Source organism: Bacillus sp. EA-CB0995, assembly GCF_055814245.1.
The window spans coordinates 1,486,073-1,510,821 of sequence record NZ_CP169269.1 but is presented as its reverse complement, the minus strand read 5'-3'; the positions used below and the strand labels follow the sequence as shown (position 1 = coordinate 1,510,821).

The 24,749-nt window shown below is 36.8% G+C and carries 27 protein-coding genes and 2 pseudogenes; 7 read left to right on the top strand and 22 right to left on the bottom strand.

Translation table 11 applies throughout. The features are described 5' to 3' along the window. On the bottom strand, nt 1-1,038 hold the full coding sequence (gene argC, locus ACEWFJ_RS07935) for an N-acetyl-gamma-glutamyl-phosphate reductase (RefSeq protein ID WP_098310629.1): 1,038 nt from the start codon (nt 1,036-1,038) through the stop codon (nt 1-3). A gap of 230 nt (nt 1,039-1,268) precedes the next feature. On the opposite strand from argC, the gene ACEWFJ_RS07930 reads away from it, so the two are divergent. Beyond that, nucleotides 1,269-1,454, top strand: a complete 186-nt coding sequence (locus ACEWFJ_RS07930; protein WP_098310628.1) for a YqzH family protein — start codon at nt 1,269-1,271, stop codon at nt 1,452-1,454. A 92-nt stretch (nt 1,455-1,546) separates the two neighbouring features. On the opposite strand, the gene ACEWFJ_RS07925 is transcribed toward ACEWFJ_RS07930, so the two are convergent. Further along, a complete protein-coding gene (locus ACEWFJ_RS07925) occupies nt 1,547-2,341 on the bottom strand; it encodes an SDR family oxidoreductase (protein ID WP_473691439.1) in 795 nt (264 codons plus the stop codon). Between the two features lie 9 nt (nt 2,342-2,350). Next, on the bottom strand, nt 2,351-3,301 hold the full coding sequence (locus tag ACEWFJ_RS07920; RefSeq protein ID WP_098310626.1) for an MBL fold metallo-hydrolase: 951 nt from the start codon (nt 3,299-3,301) through the stop codon (nt 2,351-2,353). A gap of 173 nt (nt 3,302-3,474) precedes the next feature. Here ACEWFJ_RS07920 and proI point away from each other — a divergent pair, with 173 nt between their 5' ends. Beyond that, nucleotides 3,475-4,314 (top strand): pyrroline-5-carboxylate reductase ProI, encoded by an 840-nt coding sequence (gene proI, locus ACEWFJ_RS07915; protein ID WP_473691437.1) that lies wholly within the window; start codon nt 3,475-3,477, stop codon nt 4,312-4,314. Between the two features lie 32 nt (nt 4,315-4,346). On the opposite strand, the gene sdaAA is transcribed toward proI, so the two are convergent. The 3 genes from sdaAA to rnz all read right to left on the bottom strand — a co-directional run bounded on the left by sdaAA (nt 4,347) and on the right by rnz (nt 7,242). Then, on the bottom strand, nt 4,347-5,225 hold the full coding sequence (gene sdaAA / locus ACEWFJ_RS07910; RefSeq protein ID WP_473691435.1) for an L-serine ammonia-lyase, iron-sulfur-dependent, subunit alpha: 879 nt from the start codon (nt 5,223-5,225) through the stop codon (nt 4,347-4,349). A 17-nt stretch (nt 5,226-5,242) separates the two neighbouring features. Then, nucleotides 5,243-5,902, bottom strand: coding sequence for an L-serine ammonia-lyase, iron-sulfur-dependent subunit beta (sdaAB, locus tag ACEWFJ_RS07905; RefSeq protein WP_098310623.1), 660 nt, complete (start codon nt 5,900-5,902; stop codon nt 5,243-5,245). Nucleotides 5,903-6,318: 416 nt separating this feature from the next. After that, nucleotides 6,319-7,242, bottom strand: a complete 924-nt coding sequence (gene rnz / locus ACEWFJ_RS07900) for a ribonuclease Z (protein ID WP_440602619.1) — start codon at nt 7,240-7,242, stop codon at nt 6,319-6,321. A gap of 189 nt (nt 7,243-7,431) precedes the next feature. Between rnz and ACEWFJ_RS07895 the strand changes: the two genes are divergently transcribed. Beyond that, nucleotides 7,432-7,683, top strand: coding sequence for a DUF3932 family protein (locus ACEWFJ_RS07895; RefSeq protein ID WP_098310621.1), 252 nt, complete (start codon nt 7,432-7,434; stop codon nt 7,681-7,683). Nucleotides 7,684-8,054: 371 nt separating this feature from the next. Here the strand turns inward: ACEWFJ_RS07895 and ACEWFJ_RS07890 are convergent, their stop codons facing one another. Further along, complete coding sequence (locus ACEWFJ_RS07890) at nt 8,055-8,828, bottom strand: alpha/beta fold hydrolase (RefSeq protein WP_473691433.1); 774 nt, start codon at nt 8,826-8,828, stop codon at nt 8,055-8,057. A gap of 180 nt (nt 8,829-9,008) precedes the next feature. On the opposite strand from ACEWFJ_RS07890, the gene ACEWFJ_RS07885 reads away from it, so the two are divergent. Together ACEWFJ_RS07885 and ACEWFJ_RS07880 are read left to right on the top strand one after the other, a co-directional pair. Next, a complete protein-coding gene (locus ACEWFJ_RS07885; protein ID WP_473691431.1) occupies nt 9,009-9,299 on the top strand; it encodes a hypothetical protein in 291 nt (96 codons plus the stop codon). A gap of 321 nt (nt 9,300-9,620) precedes the next feature. Next, nucleotides 9,621-10,142: a YhcN/YlaJ family sporulation lipoprotein gene (locus ACEWFJ_RS07880; RefSeq protein WP_473691429.1), complete on the top strand. Its 522-nt coding sequence runs from the start codon at nt 9,621-9,623 to the stop codon at nt 10,140-10,142. Nucleotides 10,143-10,270: 128 nt separating this feature from the next. Here ACEWFJ_RS07880 and ACEWFJ_RS07875 read toward each other — a convergent pair whose 3' ends face one another. Beyond that, nucleotides 10,271-11,509: a DNA polymerase IV gene (locus tag ACEWFJ_RS07875; protein WP_429708744.1), complete on the bottom strand. Its 1,239-nt coding sequence runs from the start codon at nt 11,507-11,509 to the stop codon at nt 10,271-10,273. Between the two features lie 133 nt (nt 11,510-11,642). On the opposite strand from ACEWFJ_RS07875, the gene ACEWFJ_RS07870 reads away from it, so the two are divergent. Next, nucleotides 11,643-11,843 (top strand): hypothetical protein, encoded by a 201-nt coding sequence (locus tag ACEWFJ_RS07870; protein ID WP_473691427.1) that lies wholly within the window; start codon nt 11,643-11,645, stop codon nt 11,841-11,843. Nucleotides 11,844-11,880: 37 nt separating this feature from the next. Here ACEWFJ_RS07870 and ACEWFJ_RS07865 read toward each other — a convergent pair whose 3' ends face one another. After that, on the bottom strand, nt 11,881-12,999 hold the full coding sequence (locus tag ACEWFJ_RS07865) for a tripeptidase T (RefSeq protein WP_473691425.1): 1,119 nt from the start codon (nt 12,997-12,999) through the stop codon (nt 11,881-11,883). A gap of 296 nt (nt 13,000-13,295) precedes the next feature. Between ACEWFJ_RS07865 and prli42 the strand changes: the two genes are divergently transcribed. Next, complete coding sequence (gene prli42 / locus ACEWFJ_RS07860) at nt 13,296-13,388, top strand: stressosome-associated protein Prli42 (protein ID WP_098310613.1); 93 nt, start codon at nt 13,296-13,298, stop codon at nt 13,386-13,388. 21 nt (nt 13,389-13,409) lie between these two features. On the opposite strand, the gene ACEWFJ_RS07855 is transcribed toward prli42, so the two are convergent. The 13 genes and pseudogenes from ACEWFJ_RS07855 to lpdA form a co-directional block, all read right to left on the bottom strand. Beyond that, nucleotides 13,410-13,649, bottom strand: a complete 240-nt coding sequence (locus ACEWFJ_RS07855; RefSeq protein ID WP_473691423.1) for a DUF3894 domain-containing protein — start codon at nt 13,647-13,649, stop codon at nt 13,410-13,412. A 243-nt stretch (nt 13,650-13,892) separates the two neighbouring features. Then, nucleotides 13,893-14,480: a L,D-transpeptidase gene (locus ACEWFJ_RS07850; protein ID WP_473691421.1), complete on the bottom strand. Its 588-nt coding sequence runs from the start codon at nt 14,478-14,480 to the stop codon at nt 13,893-13,895. A 17-nt stretch (nt 14,481-14,497) separates the two neighbouring features. Beyond that, complete coding sequence (locus ACEWFJ_RS07845; RefSeq protein ID WP_429708738.1) at nt 14,498-15,466, bottom strand: aromatic acid exporter family protein; 969 nt, start codon at nt 15,464-15,466, stop codon at nt 14,498-14,500. Nucleotides 15,467-15,569: 103 nt separating this feature from the next. Then, entirely contained in the window at nt 15,570-16,292 is a 723-nt protein-coding gene (locus ACEWFJ_RS07840; protein WP_473691419.1) for an amino acid ABC transporter ATP-binding protein, read from the bottom strand. Then, complete coding sequence (locus tag ACEWFJ_RS07835) at nt 16,285-16,944, bottom strand: amino acid ABC transporter permease (protein ID WP_473691417.1); 660 nt, start codon at nt 16,942-16,944, stop codon at nt 16,285-16,287. The genes ACEWFJ_RS07840 and ACEWFJ_RS07835 overlap by 8 nt, the downstream gene beginning before the upstream one ends. A 36-nt stretch (nt 16,945-16,980) precedes the next feature. Further along, the gene (locus tag ACEWFJ_RS07830; RefSeq protein ID WP_098310607.1) at nt 16,981-17,760 is read right to left on the bottom strand and encodes a transporter substrate-binding domain-containing protein; all 780 of its coding nucleotides are present in this window, start codon (nt 17,758-17,760) and stop codon (nt 16,981-16,983) included. A gap of 234 nt (nt 17,761-17,994) precedes the next feature. Then, nucleotides 17,995-18,426, bottom strand: a complete 432-nt coding sequence (locus tag ACEWFJ_RS07825) for a BrxA/BrxB family bacilliredoxin (RefSeq protein ID WP_141525084.1) — start codon at nt 18,424-18,426, stop codon at nt 17,995-17,997. A gap of 69 nt (nt 18,427-18,495) precedes the next feature. Then, complete coding sequence (locus tag ACEWFJ_RS07820; protein WP_473691415.1) at nt 18,496-18,957, bottom strand: NUDIX hydrolase; 462 nt, start codon at nt 18,955-18,957, stop codon at nt 18,496-18,498. 78 nt (nt 18,958-19,035) lie between these two features. Further along, nucleotides 19,036-19,733 (bottom strand): annotated as a pseudogene (locus tag ACEWFJ_RS07815) (DUF421 domain-containing protein). 178 nt (nt 19,734-19,911) lie between these two features. Beyond that, entirely contained in the window at nt 19,912-21,228 is a 1,317-nt protein-coding gene (locus ACEWFJ_RS07810) for a dihydrolipoamide acetyltransferase family protein (protein ID WP_473691413.1), read from the bottom strand. A gap of 15 nt (nt 21,229-21,243) precedes the next feature. After that, entirely contained in the window at nt 21,244-22,227 is a 984-nt protein-coding gene (bfmBAB, locus tag ACEWFJ_RS07805) for a 3-methyl-2-oxobutanoate dehydrogenase subunit beta (RefSeq protein ID WP_230575988.1), read from the bottom strand. A gap of 13 nt (nt 22,228-22,240) precedes the next feature. Next, nucleotides 22,241-23,242 carry a 3-methyl-2-oxobutanoate dehydrogenase subunit alpha gene (gene bfmBAA, locus ACEWFJ_RS07800; protein WP_473691411.1) on the bottom strand — a complete coding sequence of 334 codons (1,002 nt, stop codon included), beginning with the start codon at nt 23,240-23,242 and terminating at the stop codon, nt 22,241-22,243. A gap of 81 nt (nt 23,243-23,323) precedes the next feature. After that, nucleotides 23,324-24,744, bottom strand: a pseudogene (lpdA, locus tag ACEWFJ_RS07795) (dihydrolipoyl dehydrogenase). Nucleotides 24,745-24,749: the final 5 nt, after the last annotated feature.

The following is a 24,749-nucleotide window of genomic DNA, read 5'->3' as shown; positions in this document are numbered from 1 at the left end:
TTACGGATATAGCGGCATAAAGTGTAAATTCTCCGTTTCTTTCACTCCTGCCAATATATTTGCATTTTGTACAGCCTGCCCAGCTGCACCCTTCATTACATTATCAATGACTGCTACAATCGTAATTCGTCCCGTCCGCTTATCGTAAGCTGTTCCGATATCACAAAAGTTAGATCCCCTTACTTCTTTCGGGCTTGGAAAAACTCCCTTTTCTCGTATTCTTACAAACGGTGAGTGACAATAACTCTCTTCATAAATTTGCTGAAGTGTAACATCTGTTATCTCTTGCTTTACCTTTGCATAGAGTGTTACCATAATTCCCCTTGTAATCGGAATAAGGTGTGTACTAAATGTGATTGGTTTCATGCTCTCATCCCACTCTTGTAACATTTGCTCAATTTCCGGAACATGCTGATGTTCATTTACTTTATAAATGTATAAATTATCGTGAATTTCTGGGAAATGCGTCATACTTGTTGGTGTCTTTCCAGCTCCAGAAACCCCTGATTTTGCATCAATAATAAGTGAATCCACTTCAATTATTCCGTTTTTTACTAAAGGAGCTGCCGCCAGTAATGTTGCTGTTGCATAACATCCTGGATTCGCAATTAAGTTTGCTGTTGCGATCTCACCTTTTTTCCACTCCGTTAATCCATACACAGCTTGTTGTAACACTTCTTCTTTCGCAGCTTCTTTTTTATACCACTCTTCATATATAAACGGCTTTCGAATTCGAAAATCTCCTGATAAATCAATAACTCTCATACCCGCTTCTAGTAAACTTGGAGTCAAATTTGCTGACACCCCAGCCGGTGTTGCTAAAAATACAATATCTGCTTCTTTTGCAATTCCTTCAACATCTACTTCTGCTAATGTGTGAGAAACAAAAGTAGATAAATGGGGATAAGGTGTTGTCATGACGTCTCCAATTTGCGAAAAAGAATGTACCGATGTCACTGTAAAACTTGGATGATGTGTTAATAACCGTAAAAGCTCAAGTCCTCCGTATCCAGTTGCCCCAATAATTGCCGCTTTCATAATTCCTCCTCATTACCTTTTAGATTTAATTATGATTATAATATTGTATATTTATAGAGTCAATTAAATATTTATAAATTTTCAAATAATAAAAACCTATATTAAAAGTCATTTTACTAATAAAACTTTTAATATAGGTGAATTTTATGCAAACAAACAAAATAGAGACTTTCTTTTCTAATTCAAGTACAATAAAAACAATACATATATACATGTAGGTGGGAAAAATCATGAATGAAAAACTAATCCAAAAAATGATTACAAAAAGTTTTCAACAATATCAATGTACGCCAACTTCACAAGAAGACTATAAAATGCTTATAAAACGTATTCAAAACATACTTTCTAGTAATACAGAGATTGATTTGTATGAGGCGATAGAGGATGTCGTATACGAATATATTACGTTATCTTAAAGAGAGATATTATTTCAAAAAAATATTGAACTAAAATCAGCAATAGACAATTTAATTAAGTAAAAAATAGGAGATTCTCAAAAGAGAATCTCCTATTTTTTACTTAATGATTTTCCAGCTACACGCTCGAATAACCCTGGAAACAATGAAAAAATAATCGGTCCTAAATTCATCCACTTGGGTAAATTCACTTCACGCTTTTTCATTTCGATTGCTTTTACAATTTGCTGCGCTACATAGTTTGGTTTTAATATGTAACGTCCGACACTTTTTACGTATGTACCAGATTGATCTGCTATCGTATGGAAGTTTGTATCAATTGGACCTGGATTAATTGCTGTTACAGTAATGTTTGTATTTGCAAGTTCCATACGCAAACTATTTGTAAACCCTAATACTGCATGCTTTGTTGCTGCATATGCACTTGATTTTGGCGTTGCAATTTTCCCTGCTAGTGAAGCGATATTCACAATATGCCCACTATTTCGTTTCATCATATAAGGCAAAACTGCCTTCGTACATGCTACTAAACCGAATACATTTACATCGAACATATCCTTTACTTCTTGTACCGATGCATCAACGAATGTTTTAAAAACGCCAAAACCAGCATTATTGACTAATATATCAATACGTCCTATATCATGAAGTATTTGTGTGAAAACAAACTCCACTTCTTCTTCATTACTAACATCCAAAACATAGCAATGACAAGAAGTACGATATGCTGTTTCAATTTTTTGCTTGAGCGCTCGCAGTTTTTCTTCTGTACGAGCAATTAGTACAGTGATTGCACCTTGCTCCGCTACTTGCATCGCTAGCTCTTCTCCAATTCCACTTGAAGCTCCTGTGATGACGATTACTTTGTCTTGTAAACGTCGGCTCATGGCTGTCACCTACTTTGCATAGTAAATCCATTGTTCTGATGACTTATCAATCATCACTTGTTGATTATATGCTAAAAAGTCTAATTGTCCAACTGTTTCAGAGATTGTAAGCGGCAACTGCTTTTCATATAACGTAGGAAATAGTTTGACACACACCTCGAATGCTGTCATCGGTTGTTCTTTTAATAAATTTAATACTTTAAAAGCTCTTGCCCCTTGTTTTTGTAATCGCTCATTTACCAGTCCTTTTACATCAAGAACATCTTCTCCATGCCCTGATAAAACACGTGAAATATTCATACGAGCTAAACGCTTTAATGTTTCATTGTACTGCAGCATCGGTTGTGCTCGTTCTGTTTCTCCCTCATATGGCGGCTCTAGAATTGGATTAGAAGAAATATGTCCAATCAGCGCATCCCCGCCAATTAACAACCCATCTCTTTCACGGTATAAAGAAATATGAGTAGAGGCATGCCCCGGTGTTTCAATCACCGTAAACTCCGGTAAAGAAGCAATACTATCTCCTTCTCGTACAGTATGTGTAAGCGAACGTTTACAAGAATAAATCAGTGTTTTCGTCAACAATGCACCTTGTGGTAACAAGACTTCTGGAACCCCAAATTGCACAGATGCTTCTAAAAAGAACTGTTGATAACGCTTTAGAAATTGTGGATCTTGTGTAATCCACGGTTCATTCCACGGATGTCCAACAATATTTGTTCGTTCAGAAAATATATCCAATAATCCGCAATGATCTGCATGATGGTGTGTAAGAACAACCGTTTCAATATCTTCTATCTGATATCCTAACGCACCTAGTTGCTTCTCCAGTGCAAGTCTCGCTTCTTCTGTATTTGTTCCTGTATCAATTAATGTGAGTGTCTCTCCCTCTACTAAAAAAACATTGACTACTTCAACTGCAAATGGAACAGGAATTTCCATTCGATGAATGACTGTCATACATATTCGCCCCCTCTTTCTTTCCGTTTCAAAAAATGAATCTTCCTTCAGTTTACATCTTACATAAATATTTGTCATTATTTTCAGATAAAAAGGAGGGATTTTCTATAAAGAACCGAATGTATGTAAATTTATAAGTTATTCTCATATACACAGTAAAAGGAGGACTCATCATGTCACTACAAAAAATCGCTTTTATCGGTGCAGGTTCAATTGCCGAAGCTACCCTTGCCGGCTTATTACAAGCTCACGTTGTAAAAGGGGAACAGATTACTGTCAGTAACCGCTCTAATGAAAGAAGACTGCAAGAGTTACATCATCGCTACGGAGTACATGGTACACATGATAAAAAAGAGCTGCTTGCTCATGCCGATATCATATTTTTAGCAATGAAACCAAAAGATGTTGTGGAAGCCCTTACTCCATTACAAGATTACATTACAGAGAATCAATTAATCATTTCATTATTAGCAGGTGTATCTACGACATCCATTACTAATTTATTACAAAAAAATGTTCCTATCATCCGGGCAATGCCAAATACATCATCGGCAATTTTAAAATCCGCTACTGCTATTTCTCCTTCTGTTCATGCAAAAGAAGAACATATCATGCTTGCAAAAACGCTTTTTGAAACAATTGGTCTTGTTTCTGTTGTAGAAGAAAAGCATATGCACGCTGTGACCGCTTTGTCAGGAAGTGGACCAGCTTATATTTATTACGTTGTCGAAGCGATGGAAAATGCCGCAAAACAAATCGGCCTAGAGGAAACTGTTGCAAAATCACTTATTCTCCAAACAATGATTGGTGCCGCAGAGATGTTAAAAACAAATACAAAGCACCCTTCTATATTACGAAAAGAAATTACATCACCAGGAGGAACGACGGAAGCTGGCATTGAAGTATTGAAAAGCTTTCAATTTCAAGAAGCGCTTATTCAATGTATTACAGAAGCAACAAAACGTTCTCACGAGCTTGGTGAAACGTTAGAGAAATTTGTAAATGAAAAATAAAAAAACCTCGCTGAGTAAGCAAGGTTTTTCTCTTATTCACTTTTCTTCCCAAAAATTTCTTCCTGTATACGACGCCCCGTTGGCGTTGCCGCAAGACCGCCTTCTGCTGTTTCACGAAGCGCACTTGGCATCGATTGCCCGATGCGGTACATTGCTTCAATTACTTCATCACATGGAATAACACTTGTTACACCAGCTAATGATAAATCAGCTGCAATCATCGCATTTGATGCACCAGCTGCGTTACGTTTTACACACGGTACTTCTACAAGTCCTGCAACAGGATCACATACTAAACCGAGCATGTTCTTAAGCGCAATACTCATCGCTGTTGCCGCCTGCTGTGGTGTACCTCCAGCCATTTCAACAGCTGCTGCCGCTGCCATACCACTTGCTGAACCAACTTCAGCTTGGCACCCACCAGCTGCCCCGGCAATGCAAGCGTTGTTCGCTACAACCATACCAAACGCACCAGCTGTAAATAGAAATTCAATCATTTCTTCACGTGTTGGGTTTAATTTTTCTTTTAGCGCAAATAACACACCTGGTACTGTTCCAGCTGAACCAGCTGTTGGCGTCGCGCAAATAATACCCATAGCAGCGTTTACTTCATTCGTTGCGACAGCTTTACTTACCGCATCTAAAATTGTATCCCCAGACAACCCTTTTCCGCTTTTCATGTACGCTTGTACTTTCACTGCGTCTCCACCAGTCAGTCCAGTCGGAGATTTTACGCCTTGAATTCCGCGCTCAACTGCTTTTTCCATTACAACTAAATTTTTTTCCATACCAGCGATTACTTCTTCACGAGAAAGTTTTCTTGTTTCCATTTCACATTGAATCATAATCTCTGCGATTTTTACGTTTTTCTCTTCTGCTTGTGCAACCAGTTCCGCTACGTTCCGAAACATGTTGTGTCCCCCTGCTATTAATCCATAATTGTTACTTGACAAATATTTGACTGTGCTTTAATTTCCTCGATTATTTCATTTGCTAACAATTCATCCGTTTCAATAACCATTAATGCTTTTCTTCCTTTTTCCTTACGTGAAACACTCATCATGCTAATATTGATTTCGTGCTTTGCAAGAATAGATGTAACAGAAGCAATTGCTCCGAAACGGTCATTATTTACGATAAGGAGCGCCGGACTTGTACCTGTTAATTGCAAATCAAATCCATTTAGCTCCACAACTTCAATTTTCCCACCGCCGATTGAGCAAGCAACCACTTCAATTTCATCCTCATCTTTGTACAAACGAATTTTCGCTGTATTTGGATGCACTGCTTGTGCTTCTTCTTCAATAAATGTAACGTCAATTCCACTTGCTTTTGCAATTTCAAGTGCTTGTGGAATACGAGGATCATCCGTTTCAAATCCAAGTATTCCTCCAACAAGCGCTACATCCGTACCGTGACCTCGATACGTTTTCGCAAACGAACCGTATAAAGAAATGATAATTTTCTCAGGTTCATGACGGAACAGCTGACGAGTAACTTGCCCCATTCTTGCTGCACCTGCAGTATGCGAACTAGATGGACCAATCATAACTGGACCAATAATATCAAAAACTGAGCGATATTTCATAACAGTTCCCCCTAAATCTTCATTATGAAAAAGTTATTTACTAATAATCTATTAATCTGTTGCTTTTTTGTTTTTCTATTTGTACTAATAAATTTATAGAATCAATTCAATAAACTGATACACACCATCAGCTATCATAATATATAAGAATCATCTTGTCACTTCTTGATTTATTTCATTTTTTTACAAAAACAAACAAAACATAAATTTATAACGTACAAATACATTGAATACGCTTTCATTATATCTCTTTTTTTACAGAATTTAAACTTTTTAATATTTCAAATTAAGCACAAACTTTTCATACATTCAGTTCGATAGTATTTTACCGTTAATAGTTCTTCTCTATTTTACGAAAACGATACAATGAAAAAAACATGACAGATACATCCGTTATCTCTGTCATGGTTTTTTCATTATCTTGATACAGGAAAACTTTTCAAATCCGCTGCGATTTCCGTGTTTGGAAATACTTGTTTCGCTTCTTCGACGAGCATTTTACATGCTTCACCTTGATAACGAGAGCTAATATGAGTTAAAATCATTTGTTTTACATTTGCCTGCAGCGCAATATTTGCCGCTTGTTGTGTTGTAGAATGGTAATAATCATAAGCTTGCTGTGAATCTTCGGCACCGAACGTCGCTTCATGTATAAGTACATCAGCATCTTGTGCTAATTCAATACTCGCTTCACAATAACGTGTATCTCCTAAAATTGTAATAATTCGTCCCTTTTGAGGTGGTCCAATGAAATCCTTTCCGCAAAGTATACGCCCATCCTCAATCTCTACTGTTTCTCCATCCTTTAACCGCTTAAAGATTGGTCCCGGTTTAATTCCTTCCTCTAATAGTTTATCTACAAGAAGATGCCCTGGAATATCCTTTTCTACAATACGATAGCCAAAACATTCAATGCCGTGTGACAATCGTTTCGTTTCCACAAGAAATTGCTTATCTTCATATACAATACCTTCTTCGGTAATTTCTATAATCTCTATCGGGTATTTTACATGTGTTGTACTCACTGCCAACGCTACTTCAACAAACTGTTTAATCCCTTTTGGGCCATATACAGTTAACGGAGTTGTTCCTCCCTGAAAAGAACGGCTGCCTAACAAACCTGGCAATCCAAAAATATGATCCCCATGTAAATGCGTAATAAATATTTTCTCAATGCGACGCGGACGCACTGATGTATGTAAAATTTGATGCTGCGTTGCCTCACCGCAGTCAAATAGCCACGTTGCACCTCGTTCTTCTAATAATTGTAAAGCTATCGCTGATACATTTCTTCCCTTTGAAGGAACACCAGCTCCCGTTCCTAAAAATACAAATTCCACGTTGCATCCTCCAAGCATTTCATAATATCTATCGCTATCTTACGGAATATAAACAAAAATGGCAAATAAACTTTGTATAAACCACTTATATAGACAACTATATAATACGAACATTCATTACAAAAAAATCACACTCGTTCGTTTTTTGTAGTAAAATAATACTATTATTTATACAAGGTGGCTGAAACAATGAAAGAATTATTTCGTTTACAAACTGACTTTTCTTCTTCTTTTGATCGCTGGGTAAGTTCATTTATCTCTGAAACACCAGCAGAATTACAATGGTCTACATTAAAAGAATTAATTCATGAGTATATAGCATTGCATACAGTTCAAGCGGTACCAGAATACATCTCTTCTTCCATCACATATTATGCACAGCGTATTTCTACGCCAACTAATACAGACATTGTGATTTACGAAAGTCCTTCTATGTCATAATATGTTTACGTATTAAAACATAAAAAGGTATCGGCTTCCGATACCTTTTTATGTTGGGATGAATAAGCAAAACGACTTGTTTAAATACAAAATGAAGTACATAGACAGGCACCGTTTTTGAATTATGATGCATATAAATCACGGGTTTATCATCTTGAAAAATCCCTAAAAGTTAATCTCCCATAAACGTTATACTTATATATTCCATAAATATATTAAATAATGTAGAAGATAAGGAGCATATGAGTGATAAAATGAAATTTCCATCAGTGGGGGTTTTCTTCATCCCCCACCTATCTTCTTTGCTTTTCTTTGAATCTTGAGGTGGGGGTCTTACTGCCCGTTAATGCGGGATAAATACAAAATGCCTATCAATTGTTATGTATTGTTACAAATTGCTTAATCATTTCATTTAAATCCTTCGCTGCTTTTGTAGGAATCTGATGCTTTACATTATCAATAAAATTTAATTTATTACATGGCAATTTTTCATACAGTAGCTTCGCATAACTGTAAAATGGTTTATTTTCCTTACCATAAACTAACAAAACAGGAAGCTTAATCTTTCTAAGTTGACTTGTACAATTATAATGCAAACTATAACGATAATATTGTTCGATATTTTTCGCATTTCCTTTTCGCGCTTCTTTAAACATCTTTACGAATAATTTCTGTGTATTCGAATTGCTCCATGCAATGGACAATGTTAGAACATGAATAGCTCGTGCTTTTGCAAGTGTTATACCTAAAGAAATTTTATTCTTTAGATAGTTATCCTTTACTTCTGATATCCCTCCGATTACAATGCCCCCTAAGGCCCTATCCGCATCATGCAACAAAAATTCCAATACGACAGAACCTCCAATTGAATACCCGCATATAAATGCTCTTTTGATGTTCAAATGATCCAATAAACATCTAATATCTTCAACGATCAATGGATAAGTTATCGATTGTTTTGAATACTGACTTCTTCCGTGACCTCTAATATCAAAAGTAACAACTTGAAACTTTTGAGATAATTCTTCTACTTGGTACTCAAAATTTACAGAAGTGAGTACAGGAGGATGAATAAAAACAATAGGAATCCCTTGTCCCTTTACCGTATAGTATAGACTGCTACCGTCCACATCCAACATTGGCATGTATGTAATCACCTCATTGTCTTTACATTAGCTTCTGTTATTATACGAAGCTTTTCTTTTTATATTCTGGAAAATACATTAGCATAAGTTGCCATCATAAATCTCCATAAATTTCGCAATATAAATCATGTAGAATGGAGCTTAATATCTATTCATAAATTTTTCTACAAGGAGTCGAACATGAATATTCTAAGATGGTTCATATCATTATTCGCTTTTAGAAGAGGAACTCAGCGAGTGTTCCGATTGTTTAGAAATAGACGAAACACTCGAAATTGGATTTGGATTTCTTTACTAGGTATAGGAACAGTTTTTGGTTTAGCAGCACGCCGAAACTTCAATATGATGCGGCCGGCTCAACGTTTCTTTCGAGGCGTTCAAAATACAACAAGAACAGTTATGCCAAACAATTTAAATTTGGCAAATGTGGAATTTGGTAATGAAATAACTCCAAATAAACAAAAGAAGTAATGGAATCAAAATTAATAACGATTGTGGATTAAGTAAAGCTTAAAAATGTATTGTACGCTGAAGAGAAGACTTTATATACAAGCTCTTAGCTTAATTTTAAATATGAAAGGCTGGCATTTTGCCAGCCTTTCTCAGTGCACTTCAAAGTATTCAATCTCTTCCACATAATAGTACCTTTAAATTATCCCGCATTAACGGTCAGTATGCCCCCCCCACTGATGGAAGTTTCACTTTATTTTCATATGATTCTTCCATGATTTACGCATAAAAACCAAAGAATTGGTCATTTTAAAATATAAAATTGAGTAAGGAGGAGCATACATGAAAAGAATAAACATCCTTGTTGTATTTTTTCTATCAATTATTTCATTGTTTGGATGCGCAGGAAATCAAAAAGAAAAAGCTTTGAACAATCGTAAAGATAATGCAATGCAAAATGTTCGATACGAAGGCAACAATGCTGGTATTCAAAACGATAGAAATAATCGTATAAATGATAACAACCAAACACGACTAGAAGTGGCTAATAAGGCCGCTGACCGAATTGCTGAATTAGATGAAGTCGACCAGGCAAATGTCATCGTTACAAACAACAATGCCTATGTTGCAGTTGTCTTAAAAAATGGAGTACAAGGAAACATAACAGATCAGCTAGAAAAGAAAATTGCCGATCAAGTAAGAGCTACAGATCCAGATATTCGAAATGTATTTGTATCGTCAAACCCTGATTTTGCCAATCGGATGAGGGACTATGCAGAAAAAATCAAGCGAGGCGAGCCAGTAGAAGGGTTAGTTGAAGAATTTAATGAAGCCGTTAAGAGAGTATTCCCTACCGCTCGTTAAAAGTGAATTTAAAAAGTATTAACAACAACTTATCATGTTTCTTAAAAAAATTTTATTGTCTCTAAAATCTCGCAGAAGATACCTCCTGCGAGATTTTTCTATAGCAAATGCTATTACATATTAATGTTTCATATAAATTTATTCTCTAAATTCTGCTGAAATGTTCTCTCTTGTTGTCGAAACACTTGACTGCCGTGCTGAATAACCTTCGTACCATATTTACTATTTAGTTGTTCCATCACTGTCAAAAGCGGTTCTGCCTTCGCATCTTCTTCAAAAGAAAATAAATCAAGCTGCTTAATCGCTTCTGTTTTCCATTCTAATTCACAGGCAGTAATGCCAAGTAATCTCACAGGGTCACCATCCCAATGTTTTTTCCATAGCCTTATTGTTGCTTGAAAAATATCTGGTGATTCCCAAATTGCATTTTCTAACATTTTACTGCGCGTAATCGTTCGGCGATTATAGTATTTAATCATAATTTGAATATTATATGTAACGAGAGCACGTTTTTGTAATCTTCGGCTCACAGATTGAGATAAGCGCTCTAACATATCTAGCAATTCCTTCTCTTCGTCCACATCTTTTGGCAGCGTTATAGAATTTCCAATCGTTTTATATTGTCCCATTTGACTTGGATCAACATCTCTATTGTCTATACCATTTGCACGTTTTTGCAAATCCAGCCCATGATTTCCAATCACAGAACGAATAATATGAGCTTTTCCAGCGGCTAAGTCACCAATCGTATGTATATGTACATCTTTTAATTTTTCTGCTGTTTTCTTCCCAATCCCATGCATCTTTTCAACTGGAAGCGGCCAAAGAAGCTCTTGTACATCACGTTTACGAAGCACTGTAATACCTAGCGGCTTTTTCATATCAGAGGCTGTTTTTGCTAGAAATAAGTTTGGAGCAATCCCAATGCTGCATGGAAGCTGTAATTCTGTTAGTAATGTTTGTTGAATCATTTGAGCAATTTCTAACGGTGAACCGAGCCCATAGCAATCTGTAATATCTAAATACCCTTCATCGATTGAAACAGGTTGGATTTTTTCTGTAAACCGCGCAAGAATTTGAAACAAAGCAAAAGAAGCCTCTCTGTATAACTCAAAGTTTGGATGTTTTATAACAAGTTCCGGACATAATCGTTTTGCTTCCCAAACAGGCATTGTCGCACGAATTCCCTTCGCCCTTGCTTCATAACTGCACGTTACAATAATTCCTTTCCGTTCCTTCGCATTCCCAGCTATCGCTAACGCTTTACCTTGCAACGATGCATCATGTGCGATTTCAACAGATGCATAAAAACAATTCATATCAACATGCAAAATGACGCGGCCATTTTTCGGATACATTTCGCGCATCTTTCTCACCTCACAGGAACATTCGTTCTTATTTTATCAAAAACATTATAAAAAAATCAATATTGGAGAGGAGAGAATTGTTAATATATAGAAGTACGTTCATGTGGAATTTTATAGGAGGTAAAGAGAACACATGACTACACGTTTAAAACCCCTTTATCTAATTTTACTATCTGTTTTCTGCTTGTTGTTCATCTATTTACTACTTCCGATCATAGGTTTCGATGCTTACGGGCTTCTTTCATCTCTACTGCCATTTTCAACTTTGTACATTCTTCCATGGATTTTTCTATACTGGTTTATCCGCCTTGTAAAAGCAGTGGAATCAAAATAAAAAGAGGTTAGCATTTATGCTAACCTCTTTTTCCACATTACTTCGCTGCTTCTTCAATAATCGCAACGACCATTTCTGCTGTTTTTACTAATTCTTCAACAGGTATTCTTTCGTTTGTTGTATGAATTTCCTCGTAACCAACTGCTAAGTTTACTGTTGGGATACCGTGACCAGCAATTACGTTTGCATCGCTGCCGCCACCGCTTTGGTGAAGGGATGGTGTACGACCGATTTTTTCAGCAGCACGTTTAGCAACTTCTACAACGTGATCGCCATCAGCAAATTTGAATCCTGGGTACATTACTTGTACGTTTACTTCTGCTTGTCCGCCCATTTCTTTCGCTGTAGATTCAAATGCTTCCTTCATTTTACGAACTTGCTCTTGCATTTTTTCGTCTACTAAAGAACGTGCTTCAGCAAAAATTTCTACATAGTCACAAACGATATTTGTTTGTGTACCGCCTTCAAAGCGACCGATATTTGCAGTTGTTTCAGAATCAATGCGGCCAAGTGGCATTTTTGCAATAGATTTCGCCGCAATTGTAATTGCAGATACACCTTTTTCCGGCGCGACACCTGCATGAGCTGTTTTACCGCGAATAATTGCATTTACTTTTGCTTGTGTTGGCGCTGCAACAACGATTTCTCCAACTTTTCCATTACTATCTAATGCATAGCCATATTTCGCTGTAATACGCTCACGATCCAATGCTTTTGCACCAACAAGACCAGATTCTTCACCAACCGTAATGATGAATTCGATTTTTCCGTGTGCAATATTTTTCTCTTTTAACACGCGAATTGCTTCAAACATTGATGCAAGTCCAGCTTTATCATCAGCACCTAAAATCGTTGTGCCGTCTGATACGATATAACCATCTTGAATAGAAGGCTTAATTCCTTTACCAGGAACAACTGTATCCATATGAGAAGTAAAGTAGATTGTATCTACTCCTTCTTTTGTTGCAGGTAATGTACAAACTAAGTTACCTGCACCGTGACCAGTCTCACCCATTGTATCGTCTTCAAATACTTCAACGCCTAAAGAAGAGAATTTTTCTTTTAATACTTTGCAAATTTCAGCTTCGTATTTTGTTTCAGAGTCTACTTGCACAAGTTCCATAAATTCATTCACTAAACGTTCTTGATTAATCATGAGAATGCGCCTCCTGTTATATATGTAACAATGACTATTATAACAGAATTTCGTAAAATTTTCGAAAGAGATGGTACAAGAGGTTATTTACATTATATCTCTTTACTAAATTGCTTCTCTTATCATCATTCGTTCAACAATATCCATCACTAAAATACTTCCTTTTTATCGTCTTTTTATTCAGAATCTTAAAATTATAGCAACTTATCTACTTTCAATTTTGTCTAAGTAAATCCCTTGTCTCCTTTTTTATTTCTCGTTACAATAGATAGAAGAGATTCGCAAGGAGGATCAACATGAATAAAAAAACTCAAAAAATTATGGTTTATGTTATGTTAATTGCAATGCTTGTAACAACATTGCTTACTGGGATAAGTATGTTTTGGTAAACAAGGGCTACTTTGTCCTTGTTATTTTATTATAATCACAATACCAGCGATACTAAATGCAAATCCCATCACCAGTGCTAGCACGAAGCTGCTGTAATGTCGCTGATAAAAAGCACCTATTGCAAAAGTAAAATTGAGAAGAGAAATAAAAAAGATAGCTATAGTGAGTGGAAAGATATTAAAAATAGCCAATATAAAAGCAATAACGGAAAGAAAACCTACAAAAAATTGGATGTATGGTAAGCTCTGATTTATATACACAACAGCAACCTCTTTTCACCAAACCTTTATATACCTCTCATTAACGAACAATAAAGTGAAACTTCCATCAGTGGAGGCTTTCTTCATCTCCTACTGACGGCTAGTTGAATCAATCGGACTTTTACGGGCAGTTATCCCCCACCTATCTTCTTCGCTTTTTTCTAAATCTTGTGGTGGAGGATCTTACTGCCCGTTAATGCGGGATAAACCTCATGTAAAAATGAAAATTTTAATTTATTCTCATTAACGCATGCTATATGTACACGTGTCAAGACAATATGCAATACAATAAAAAGCCAACATATACTGTCGGCTTTTTTCGTAAGCAATCGCGCCTTTTTCTTTCGCGAGCTGCTGAAATGACTTTTTCGATTTAACAATCCATACTTTTGTTCCAATCGGAACCTGATCGTATAAATACTCTACATCTTTTTTATACATGCGAATACAACCTTGCGAAATATATTTGCCGATTGAGCTCGGCTGATTTGTTCCGTGTATTCCATATTTACTACCATCTGTACCTCGGGCATTAAATCCAATCCATCTAGAACCGAGCGGATTTTTCGGTGAACCACCTGGGATGTTCTTTGCAATATAATATGGATTTTTCGCTTTCATCACAACATCAAATGTACCTTCTGGCGTTAAATCATTCGTTTTACCTGTCCCAACTGGAAATGTGTTTTGTATCTTTCCATCATGAATATATGCAAGCTGGTTCGTTTGTTTATTGACGATAATAAGCGGATCACCAACACGTGGATTATCACCGAGCGGCCAAAGCGGCGATAGGGAAACAAATAATATGAATGAAAGAAGATATGGCATACCTCATTCCTTCCTTCTTATATTAATTCTTTGATGTTATATTTCCCTTTGAATCGACTTTTAATAAGTAAATATTGTTCTATTTCATACACGAGCTGAACGAGCTTGGCCCGCATTTCAAATTCTTCTCGTGTTTCTGGAAGCCGCATTTCTCGAAAGATTTCTCGCATCTCCTGAAGTTGCCTTAATGAAATAACCCCCGTACTTTCTGGGCGAATTGCATTCCCAACATTTTCAATTACATCCGCCACCATCCCCGCTTGTTCATACGACCAAGATAACGAAGCGGCTAGCGGCATAACTCTTTCTAAAATTTCATACTGTTGCTGACGCATTTGAAAATAACGATAGTAATAATCATCTTCACGCATAAACTGATTTTCCAGCTTTTTAAAAGACAATTCTTTTGCCTTCTCAAGTAATGTTTCCGTTTCAATTAGCTCTTTTCCATTCCACACACTATCACGATTTCTTAAATATGCAGCCATTTCAAAAAGAATCGTTTTAAAATTAGATTCTACTTTTTGTTGATAATCTTTTAACTCACTTTCAACACTTGGCATGTACAAATTAATTAACAAAGCAACGCTAATTCCAACCGTTAAAATTGCAATCTCATTTCCAACAATTGACCACGTAATTTTTTGTAATGAAAATAAATGCATAACAATAACAGAGCTTGTAACAATCCCCTCTTGAATCTTAAGCATAACTGCAGTTGGAATAAACAGAAGTAATAGAAGTCCAATTGCTAGCGGTGTATACCCTATCGATTCAAAAATAAAAAATGCAAACACCATAGAAAGTAAACAAGCTAAAAAGCGATGAATAGATACTTCTAATGATTTTCTTTTTGTATTTTGCACACATAGAATAACCAGAATGCCGGCTGTGCTATAAAACTCCAAATGAAATAATTGAGCAATCCACACAGCCAAGGCAGTTCCAGCTGCTGTTTTCACTGTTCGATATCCAATTTTAAACATATTAACGCTCCTATTATGTACGAACTTCTTTCAAAATAAGTATAAAGAAAAGGATGACACAATGTCATCCTTTTTCCATTATTATTCACGTAATTTTTACATGTTACAACATTTTTTGCAAAAATTCTTGTGCACGTTTGCTTTCCGGTGCTGTAAAAAATTGCTCTGGGTTCGCGTCTTCTACAAGTTTTCCACCATCCAAAAACAGAACACGATTTGCTACTTCTTTTGCGAAGCCCATTTCGTGCGTAACAATTGCCATCGTCATTCCTGTCGTTGCAAGAGATTTCATAACTTCCAGTACTTCTTTTACCATCTCTGGGTCCAGTGCTGAAGTCGGTTCATCAAAAAGCATAACGTCCGGTTCCATTGCCAAGGCTCTTGCAATTGCAACACGCTGTTTTTGTCCACCAGAAAGGCGATTTGGATATGCATCCTTTTTCTCAAGTAATCCCACTTTTTCTAATAATTCTTCAGCCTTTTTCACTGCATCGTCCTTTGAGACACCTTTTACCGTAAGAGGAGCATACGTAATATTTTCTAACACTGTCATATGAGGGAATAAGTGAAAATGCTGAAATACCATCCCAACATGCTGACGAACTTCCATAATATTTGTACTCGGATTTGTTACTTCTTGACCGCCAATCCAAATTTGTCCGTCCGATGGTACTTCTAATAAATTCATGCAACGTAAAAACGTTGATTTTCCTGAACCAGATGGCCCAATAATCGCTACTACTTCGCCCTGTCCAATTGTTGTTGTAATATCTTTTAATACTTCGTTATTTCCAAATGATTTATGAAGGTTTGTAATTTTAATCACTTTTCTTCATTCTCCCTTCAACCGCTTTGCCGATGAATGTAAGAATAATAACAAGGATGTAATAAATCATACCGACAAATAAAAGTGGTTCAAAATATGACAATGTCTCTCCGCCAACAATATATGCGCGGCGCATTAAATCTGTTGCGCCTATCACAGTAACAACTGCCGACTCTTTCGTTAATGTAACAAACTCATTTACTAATGCAGGTAAAATATTTTTTAATGCTTGCGGAAAAATAATATTTCGCATCATTTTTCCATATGGAATACCGAGAGCCATCGCTGCTTCTGTTTGTCCTTTATCAACTGCCTGAATTCCAGCGCGAATAACTTCTGACATATATGCACCGGAGTTTAAGCTAAATGCTAAAACTGCTGCTAAAAATGCTGAAATATCATATCCTGTAAGTTGAGGGAGACCGTAATAAATAAGCATTAATTGTAGTACAAGCGGTGTACCACGAAAAATAGATGTATAGAAATCAGCAATAATACTTAAAACTTTAATTCTGGCAATTTTACAAAGTGCTAATAACGCACCTAGCGCAAAGCCGAGCAAAGAAGATACAAAAACAATTTTCAATGTTACTTCTAAGCCCTTTAACATATATGGTATTGACGGCGTAATTTGCGAAAAATCCAAGTTCATCCTAAGTCATTCCTCTCCATAATATGGAAAGGCGGCTTATTGCTCGCCGCCAAACCATTTCTTCACTAATTTATCCATTTCTCCATTTTCTTTCATTTTCTTAATCACTTTATTAAACTCCGCTGTCTTATCACTATTTTTCGGAAGTGCAATTGCTGAACCAGCTTCATCCGCAGCTTCCGGAATTTCTACACTTTTTAACTCTTTATTTTTTTCTAAATATCCTTTTGCTACTGTATCTTCTAAAATAATTGCATCAAAACGACCTGCTTGAATTTCTTGAATTAGTTCTGGTATACGATCGCGTCCTTCAGACTGGAACGATACTTGTTTCTGTAGATCCTTTGCCTTTTCTTCTTGAATTGATCCTGTTTGTACCCCTACTTTTTTCCCTTGCAAATCTTGCAATGTTTTAATATTTGAACCTTCTTTAGAAATAATCACATTTTTTGACGTGAAATAAATATCTGTAAAATCAGCGTTTTTCTTACGTTCTGCTGTCGGTGTCAGTCCAGCCATTACAAAGTCAACTTTTCCAGCTTCTAATGATGCTAACAGTCCGCTAAAATCCATATCTTTGATTTTAACTTTATAGCCTAATTCTTTACTGATATAGTTCATAACATCGATATCAAAACCGATAATATCTTCACTCTTTTTCGCATCGACATATTCAAATGGTTTGTAATCTGCAGAAGTTCCCATAACTAAAACTTTATTTTTATCAGTACTTCCTGCTTCTTCACGCTTACTGCAAGCTCCGAATATACTTACGATTAAAATAAGTGCAAATGAAATGGATAAAAATTTCTTCATTACTTTTCCTCCTAGTTAATGTATATTTAAATATTTTATAGAATTTTTATTCGTTGAATGTATTGTAGCAACAAATTTATTTTTATGCAATAAATAAAATAAAAATAAATTTGTTTTTTCTTTCCACAGCATCATCAACAGTGTATACACTGTATAATTTTATGCATAAACAACTGATTTTATGTAAAAAAAGAGCCGTTAAGATTCTATTCTTAACGGCTCTAAAAAGGCATATTACATTTCATCACAATGTTCTTCAAAGTACGATTGTAATTTAGCAATTACCTGCATTGGTTCATGGCCTTCAATTTCATGACGCTCAACCATTGTCACAATCTTACCGTCTTTTAATAATGCAAACGACGGAGAAGACGGTGGATATCCTTCAAAATATTCACGAGCACGTGCCGTTGCTTCTTTATCTTGACCTGCAAATACAGTAACAAGATTGTCTGGGCGTTTATCATAATGAACCGAATGTGCTGCTGCTGGACGTGCAATACCACCTGCACAGCCGCACACAGAGTTTACCATTACAAGCGTTGTGCCTTTCTTTTGTAATGCTTCCTCTACCGCTTCTGTTGTTGTTAATTCTGTATAGCCAGCTGCCACGATTTCTTCGCGTGCTTGACGGACAACATCATTCATAAAAAAGTTGAAATTCATCAAAGTTTTCCCTCCTCACATATACCTATCTGTATCTTACCAATAACTATTTCTAAAATACAAGTAAACTTACTTGCTTTGTATCATTTCTACATATACTTCAATCATTCTTTTATGCGATCCTACAATATACTCTGGTAATTCCGTAACCGAAAAAAACTTTAATTGTATTGCTTCTTTTTTATTTACAGTAGGTTCTCCTTCATAATCATGAGTATAATATGCAGTCGTTACTGCTTGGAACTCGTCACCGTTTGCAAGTTTCACAAAATGTTTTGCACCTGAGAACACATTAATGAGCTGCAAATTCTTCACACGAATGCCGGCTTCTTCATAAACTTCACGACACGCTGTTTCTTCTGGTGATTCCCGCAGCTCCATTAATCCACCAAGAAGTCCCCATTTCCCATACGGTTCTTGTCTTTGTTGTAATAATACTTCCCCATCTTTATTCAATACAAGAACAACCGAACCGACTAAAATTAAAGGGTAGTGACCAACTATTTTTCGTAATTCCTCCACATATCCCATTCCAACAAACCTTTCTTTTTTATTTCCTTGTCCACACCATTGTATCATATGTATAAAATGGAAAAATGCGTAATTTTTTTACTTTTTAAGCAAAATGTTTATTTGTCCCTTTTCATCTACCGTTGCTAATTGAATCGATTGAATCGGTACTTTCTGCTTTAACTCATCTTTTACCCACTCTTCTGTTTTTTCTATTAAAGCGAGAACATCCTTTTGGATATCCCCATTCTTTACCAAGATAAATGTAATAGGTGATTGCTCTGCATATATTTTCATATCTTTTCGAGACACTTTTTCATATGCTGCATATTGAAATACAGAAACAACTCCACTTGCTTCCCATAAGGCTAGTTTTACTGTTTGAATATCTGTAATACCTTGCAATCTCAGCTCAGAAAATAAATACTCTACTGTAATCCGTGCCTTCTTTAGATTATTAAACTGAACAGAACCATTATGTATCAGAATAATCGGTGCAGGCTCTAAAAAACGTCTCCACCAATCCACCTTTAATGTCAAAATGGAACTTACTATATGAAGTACTACGAGAACAAATGTTGTAATCAGAGAACCGAGAAGGCCTACTCTTTCATCAGATAATGCGTTCGATATATTTCCGCCTAATAATAGCACTAGCACAAGATCTAAAAACGAAGCTGAGCAATAGAGCGTTGTCCCATTGCTTTTGCAACAATAATTAAAAACATATATGCCAATATGGCACGGATCACCCATTCGAAATTCGAAAGATGCTTTGCTCCTTCAAATATATGCATAAATGGCACCCCTTAACAAAATTCCTCCTTTTAGTTTATGTTTATCCGTATTGTCTATGTAAAAAACAATGTAAATCTTCAGCTAAGTTGCAAATTTACATAGGAAATATGCTTCCACTTAAAAACTTCTCATTCATATACGTAAAAAAAGCCCGCCAATTGGCGGGCCTTCCTATGATTAATATACAGAAGTGTTATCTGCAGACGTATTCTCAAGAATTTCTTTTACACGGCCTAAGAACTTACCGCAAATGAATCCGTCCAGTACGCGATGGTCAAGAGATAGACATAAGTTAACCATATCACGTGCACCGAACATACCATTATCCATAATCACTGGGCGTTTCACGATAGATTCCACTTGTAAAATTGCCGCCTGTGGATAATTAATAATACCCATAGACTGAACAGAACCAAATGATCCTGTGTTATTAATTGTAAATGTTCCGCCTTGCATTTCGTCAGCTTTTAATGACTTCGTACGTACTTTCGTTGCAAGCTCAGTAATTTCACGAGCGATACCTTTAATTGTTTTCTCATCAGCGTGCTTAATAACTGGAACGAACAGTTCATCGTCAGTTGCAACTGCGATAGAAAGGTTGATATCTTTCTTCTGAACAATTTTATCGCCAGCCCACATAGAATTAATTTGTGGGTATTCTTTTAATGCTTGTGCAACAGCTTTTACAAAGAATGCAAAGAATGTTAAGTTGAAGCCTTCACGCTTTTTAAATTCACCTTTAATTGAATTACGGTATGAAACAAGGTCTGTTACATCCACTTCAATCATCATCCAAGCATGCGGTGCTTCATGCTTACTGCGCAGCATGTTTGCAGCAATCGCTTTACGCACACCAGTCACTGGGATTTCAATATCTCCAGGCATTGTTGGTACAGATACTGGTTTTGCCGCTTCTGTTTTTGGAGCTGCTGGTGCTGGTGCAGCCTTTGGTGCTTCTTGCGTAATTGGTGCAGCTGCTGCTTCTTTCTTCGCACCTGCTTGTGGAATATTTCCAGATTCCACTAATTTTATAATATCTTTGCGCGTAATACGGCCATTTGTTCCCGTACCTTCTACTACATCTAAATCAATATTATGTTCACCTGCAAGTTTTAATACAGCTGGTGAAAAGCGTGGCTTACCATCAGTTGGTTGCTTCGCTTTTGGTGCTGCTGGTGCTGATGCAGCTGTCTCTGCTTTTGGCGCCTCTTCTGTTTTTTCTTCTACAGCTGTTGCAGCTACTTCATTTGCACCTTCAACTTGAATCATACAAATCACTTCACCAACAGCTAATGTATCACCTTCGCCAGCGATTAACTCTGTAACAACCCCAGTGAAAGAAGATGGTACTTCTGCGTTTACTTTATCTGTCATTACTTCTGCAAGCGGATCATATTTATTTACATGATCACCAACAGAAACAAGCCATTTACTAATTGTACCTTCCGTTACACTCTCCCCAAGCTGAGGCATCGTAATTTTTTCTACAGCCATGTATAGTCCCCCCGATTAAAATTCCGCAAGTTCGCGCATTGCTTTTTCAACTTTATCTGGATTTACCATAAAGAATTTTTCCATTGTTGGTGCATATGGCATTGCTGGAACGTCTGGACCTGCAAGACGAGCAATTGGTGCATCAAGGTCGAATAAGCAATTTTCTGCGATAATTGCTGCTACTTCACTCATAATGCTTCCTTCTTTATTATCTTCCGTTACAAGAAGAACCTTACCTGTTTTTGAAGCTGCTTCAATAATTGCTTCCTTATCTAACGGGTATACAGTACGTAAATCAAGAATGTGAGCAGAAATGCCATCTTGTGCTAATTTTTCAGCAGCTTGAAGAGCAAAGTGAACACATAATCCGTATGTGATAACAGTAATATCATCACCCTCACGTTTTACGTCTGCTTTTCCGATTGGTAATACATAATCATCTTCCGGCACTTCACCTTTAATTAAGCGATATGCACGTTTATGTTCAAAGAATAATACTGGATCTTCATCACGAATTGCTGCTTTTAATAAACCTTTTGCATCATACGGTGTAGAAGGAATGACAATTTTTAAGCCAGGTTGGTTTGCAAAAAGTGCTTCTACAGATTGAGAATGATACAATGCACCGTGAACACCGCCGCCAAATGGTGCGCGGATTGTGATTGGACAAGTCCAGTCATTGTTAGAACGGTAACGAATTTTTGCTGCTTCGGAAACAATTTGGTTTACCGCTGGCATAATGAAGTCAGCAAATTGCATTTCTGCAATTGGGCGCATTCCATACATCGCTGCACCGATTGCTACTCCAGCGATTGCTGATTCTGCAAGTGGTGTATCAAGCGCGCGCATTTCACCAAATTGATCATATAATCCATTTGTCGCTTTAAATACGCCACCTTTTTTACCAACGTCTTCTCCTAATACAAATACTTTCTCATCGCGTTCCATTTCCTCGCGCATTGCTAATGTAATCGCGTCAATATAAGACATTACAGCCATGAAACGTTCCCCCTTATTCCGCGTATACGTGCTTTAATGCAGATTCTGGATCTGCATACGGAGCATTCTCTGCATATTCTGTTGCTTCGTTTACGATATGCATCACGTCATCTAACATTTGTTTTTCAGATTCCTCTGTTAAAATACCTACTTCTTTTAAGTAGTTTGCAAATGTATACATTGGATCTTTTTTCTTTGCTTCTTCTACTTCTTCTCTGTCACGGTACACACGATCATCATCGTCACTAGAGTGAGCTGTTAAACGATAAGATACAGTTTCAATTAATGTTGGACCTTCACCACGGCGACCACGATCTGCCGCTTCTTTTACAGCTTTATATACTTCAAGCGGGTCATTTCCGTCTACTGTGTATCCTGGCATACCATAACCGATTGCACGATCAGATACATTTTTACAAGCTAATTGTTTTTCAACTGGGATAGAGATTGCATATTTGTTATTCTCACACATGAAAATAACTGGTAATTTGTGTACTCCTGCAAAGTTTGCACCTTCATGGAAGTCACCTTGGTTAGAAGAACCTTCTCCAAATGTAACAAACGTTACTAAATCTTTTCCTTCCATCTGTCCTGCTAATGCAATACCTACTGCGTGCGGTACTTGCGTTGTAACTGGTGAAGAACCTGTTACGATGCGATTTTTCTTTTGTCCAAAGTGTCCAGGCATTTGACGTCCGCCAGAGTTTGGATCTTCTGCTTTTGCAAATCCAGATAGCATAAGCTCTTTTGCTGTCATACCAAATGCTAACACGACACCCATATCACGGTAATATGGTAATGCGTAGTCCTTTTCGCGATCAAGTGCAAATGCTGCGCCTACTTGTGCAGCTTCTTGTCCTTGACAAGAAATTACAAAAGGAATTTTCCCTGCACGGTTTAATAACCACATACGCTCGTCAATTTTACGTGCGAGTAACATCGTGCGATACATTTCTAATACTTGCTCATCGCTTAAGCCAAGCTCTTCATGGCGCTTTGCTTTTACTTCAGCCATTTTAACACCCTCCTAAATCCTTTTTACCCCGCTCTATTATAAAGCAAGAACGATACACTATCCATTCCCAATGGTTCACTTTTATCCGTGTAACGCTTTTCCATCAACTGCTAACGCAGCTTCACCAATTGCTTCTGATAATGATGGATGCGGATGAATTGTATGTGCAACTTCCCAAGGCGTTGCATCTAATACTCTTGCAAGACCTGCTTCTGAAATCATATCTGTTACGTGTGGTCCAATCATATGAACACCAAGAATATCATTTGTTTCTTCATCAACAACAAGTTTCACAAAACCATCAGATTCTCCATATACAAGCGCTTTACCGATTGCACGGAATGAGAATTTACCTACTTTTAATTTATAGCCTTTTTCTTTTGCTTCTTGCTCTGTTAAACCGACAGAAGCAACTTCTGGGCTACTATATACACATTTAGATACCATAGAGTAATCAATTGGCATCGGCTCTTTTCTAGCAATATGTTCAACTGCTACAATTCCTTCATGAGAAGCAACGTGTGCAAGTTGCAAGCCGCCAATTACATCGCCAATCGCATAAATGTGTGATTCTTTCGTTTGATAATATTCATTTGTTTGAATATAACCTTTTTCAACAACGATATCTGTATTTTCTAAGCCGATATTTTGTGTGTTTGCTTGTCTTCCAACAGATACAAGCATTTTTTCAGCTTTAAATTCTTTATTTTCACCGTTAAGTTCCGCTTGAATTGTAACACCATTATCTTTTACTAAAGTTTCTGGTAATACTTTTGCACCAGTTACAATCTTAATACCTTTTTTCTTAAGCAAACGCTGCATTTCTTTAGAAACGTCTTGATCTTCAAGTGGAAGAACATGTTTTGCATATTCAAGTACAGTTACTTCGACACCGAAATCAGCAAGCATAGACGCCCACTCAATACCGATTACACCGCCACCAACAATAATAACAGACTCAGGAAGCGCTTCCATTTTTAAAGCGTGGTCAGATGACATAACATATTCACCATCAAGCTCAAGTCCTGGTAAAGAATTTGGGCGTGATCCTGTTGCAACGATTACGTTTTTCGGAATAAGCATTTCATTCTCTTCACCACTTGCTAATTCAACAGAAATCGTTCCCGGCATCGGTGAGAAAATAGATGGGCCAAGGATACGACCAATTCCTTCATATACATCGATTTTCCCTTGCTTCATTAAATGCTGAACACCTTTATGAAGTTGGCTAACGATTTTTTCTTTACGTTCTTGTACTTTTGCAAAGTTTAATGAAACATCGCTTGTAACAACACCAAATTCTTCCCCTTTTTCGCCGTTGCGTATACTTCCGCACTACGAAGCAACGCTTTACTTGGGATACAACCTTTGTGTAAACATGTGCCACCAAGATTCTCTTTTTCAACAAGCGCTGTTTTTAGTCCTAATTGTGATGCACGAATAGCAGCAACATATCCGCCTGTACCGCCGCCAACAATAACTAAATCGTACTCTGTTGCCATATTTT

Coding starts and splice junctions, on each gene's coding strand:
- ACEWFJ_RS07930 (WP_098310628.1), top strand. CDS start 1,269: ATGAATGAAAAACTAATCCAAAAAATGATTACAAAAAGTTTTCAACAA.
- ACEWFJ_RS07845 (WP_429708738.1), bottom strand. CDS start 15,466: ATGTTTAAAATTGGATATCGAACAGTGAAAACAGCAGCTGGAACTGCC.
- ACEWFJ_RS07875 (WP_429708744.1), bottom strand. CDS start 11,509: ATGCGCGAAATGTATCCGAAAAATGGCCGCGTCATTTTGCATGTTGAT.
- bfmBAB (WP_230575988.1), bottom strand. CDS start 22,227: ATGGCTGTAATGTCTTATATTGACGCGATTACATTAGCAATGCGCGAG.
- ACEWFJ_RS07830 (WP_098310607.1), bottom strand. CDS start 17,760: ATGAAGAAATTTTTATCCATTTCATTTGCACTTATTTTAATCGTAAGT.
- proI (WP_473691437.1), top strand. CDS start 3,475: ATGTCACTACAAAAAATCGCTTTTATCGGTGCAGGTTCAATTGCCGAA.
- ACEWFJ_RS07895 (WP_098310621.1), top strand. CDS start 7,432: ATGAAAGAATTATTTCGTTTACAAACTGACTTTTCTTCTTCTTTTGAT.
- bfmBAA (WP_473691411.1), bottom strand. CDS start 23,242: ATGGCTGAAGTAAAAGCAAAGCGCCATGAAGAGCTTGGCTTAAGCGAT.
- ACEWFJ_RS07820 (WP_473691415.1), bottom strand. CDS start 18,957: ATGGGATATGTGGAGGAATTACGAAAAATAGTTGGTCACTACCCTTTA.
- ACEWFJ_RS07885 (WP_473691431.1), top strand. CDS start 9,009: ATGAATATTCTAAGATGGTTCATATCATTATTCGCTTTTAGAAGAGGA.
- ACEWFJ_RS07870 (WP_473691427.1), top strand. CDS start 11,643: ATGACTACACGTTTAAAACCCCTTTATCTAATTTTACTATCTGTTTTC.
- argC (WP_098310629.1), bottom strand. CDS start 1,038: ATGAAAGCGGCAATTATTGGGGCAACTGGATACGGAGGACTTGAGCTT.
- ACEWFJ_RS07880 (WP_473691429.1), top strand. CDS start 9,621: ATGAAAAGAATAAACATCCTTGTTGTATTTTTTCTATCAATTATTTCA.
- ACEWFJ_RS07865 (WP_473691425.1), bottom strand. CDS start 12,999: ATGATTAATCAAGAACGTTTAGTGAATGAATTTATGGAACTTGTGCAA.
- ACEWFJ_RS07825 (WP_141525084.1), bottom strand. CDS start 18,426: ATGAATTTCAACTTTTTTATGAATGATGTTGTCCGTCAAGCACGCGAA.
- ACEWFJ_RS07925 (WP_473691439.1), bottom strand. CDS start 2,341: ATGAGCCGACGTTTACAAGACAAAGTAATCGTCATCACAGGAGCTTCA.
- ACEWFJ_RS07835 (WP_473691417.1), bottom strand. CDS start 16,944: ATGAACTTGGATTTTTCGCAAATTACGCCGTCAATACCATATATGTTA.
- ACEWFJ_RS07850 (WP_473691421.1), bottom strand. CDS start 14,480: ATGCCATATCTTCTTTCATTCATATTATTTGTTTCCCTATCGCCGCTT.
- sdaAA (WP_473691435.1), bottom strand. CDS start 5,225: ATGTTTCGGAACGTAGCGGAACTGGTTGCACAAGCAGAAGAGAAAAAC.
- ACEWFJ_RS07890 (WP_473691433.1), bottom strand. CDS start 8,828: ATGCCAATGTTGGATGTGGACGGTAGCAGTCTATACTATACGGTAAAG.
- ACEWFJ_RS07810 (WP_473691413.1), bottom strand. CDS start 21,228: ATGGCTGTAGAAAAAATTACGATGCCTCAGCTTGGGGAGAGTGTAACG.
- sdaAB (WP_098310623.1), bottom strand. CDS start 5,902: ATGAAATATCGCTCAGTTTTTGATATTATTGGTCCAGTTATGATTGGT.
- prli42 (WP_098310613.1), top strand. CDS start 13,296: ATGAATAAAAAAACTCAAAAAATTATGGTTTATGTTATGTTAATTGCA.
- ACEWFJ_RS07920 (WP_098310626.1), bottom strand. CDS start 3,301: ATGACAGTCATTCATCGAATGGAAATTCCTGTTCCATTTGCAGTTGAA.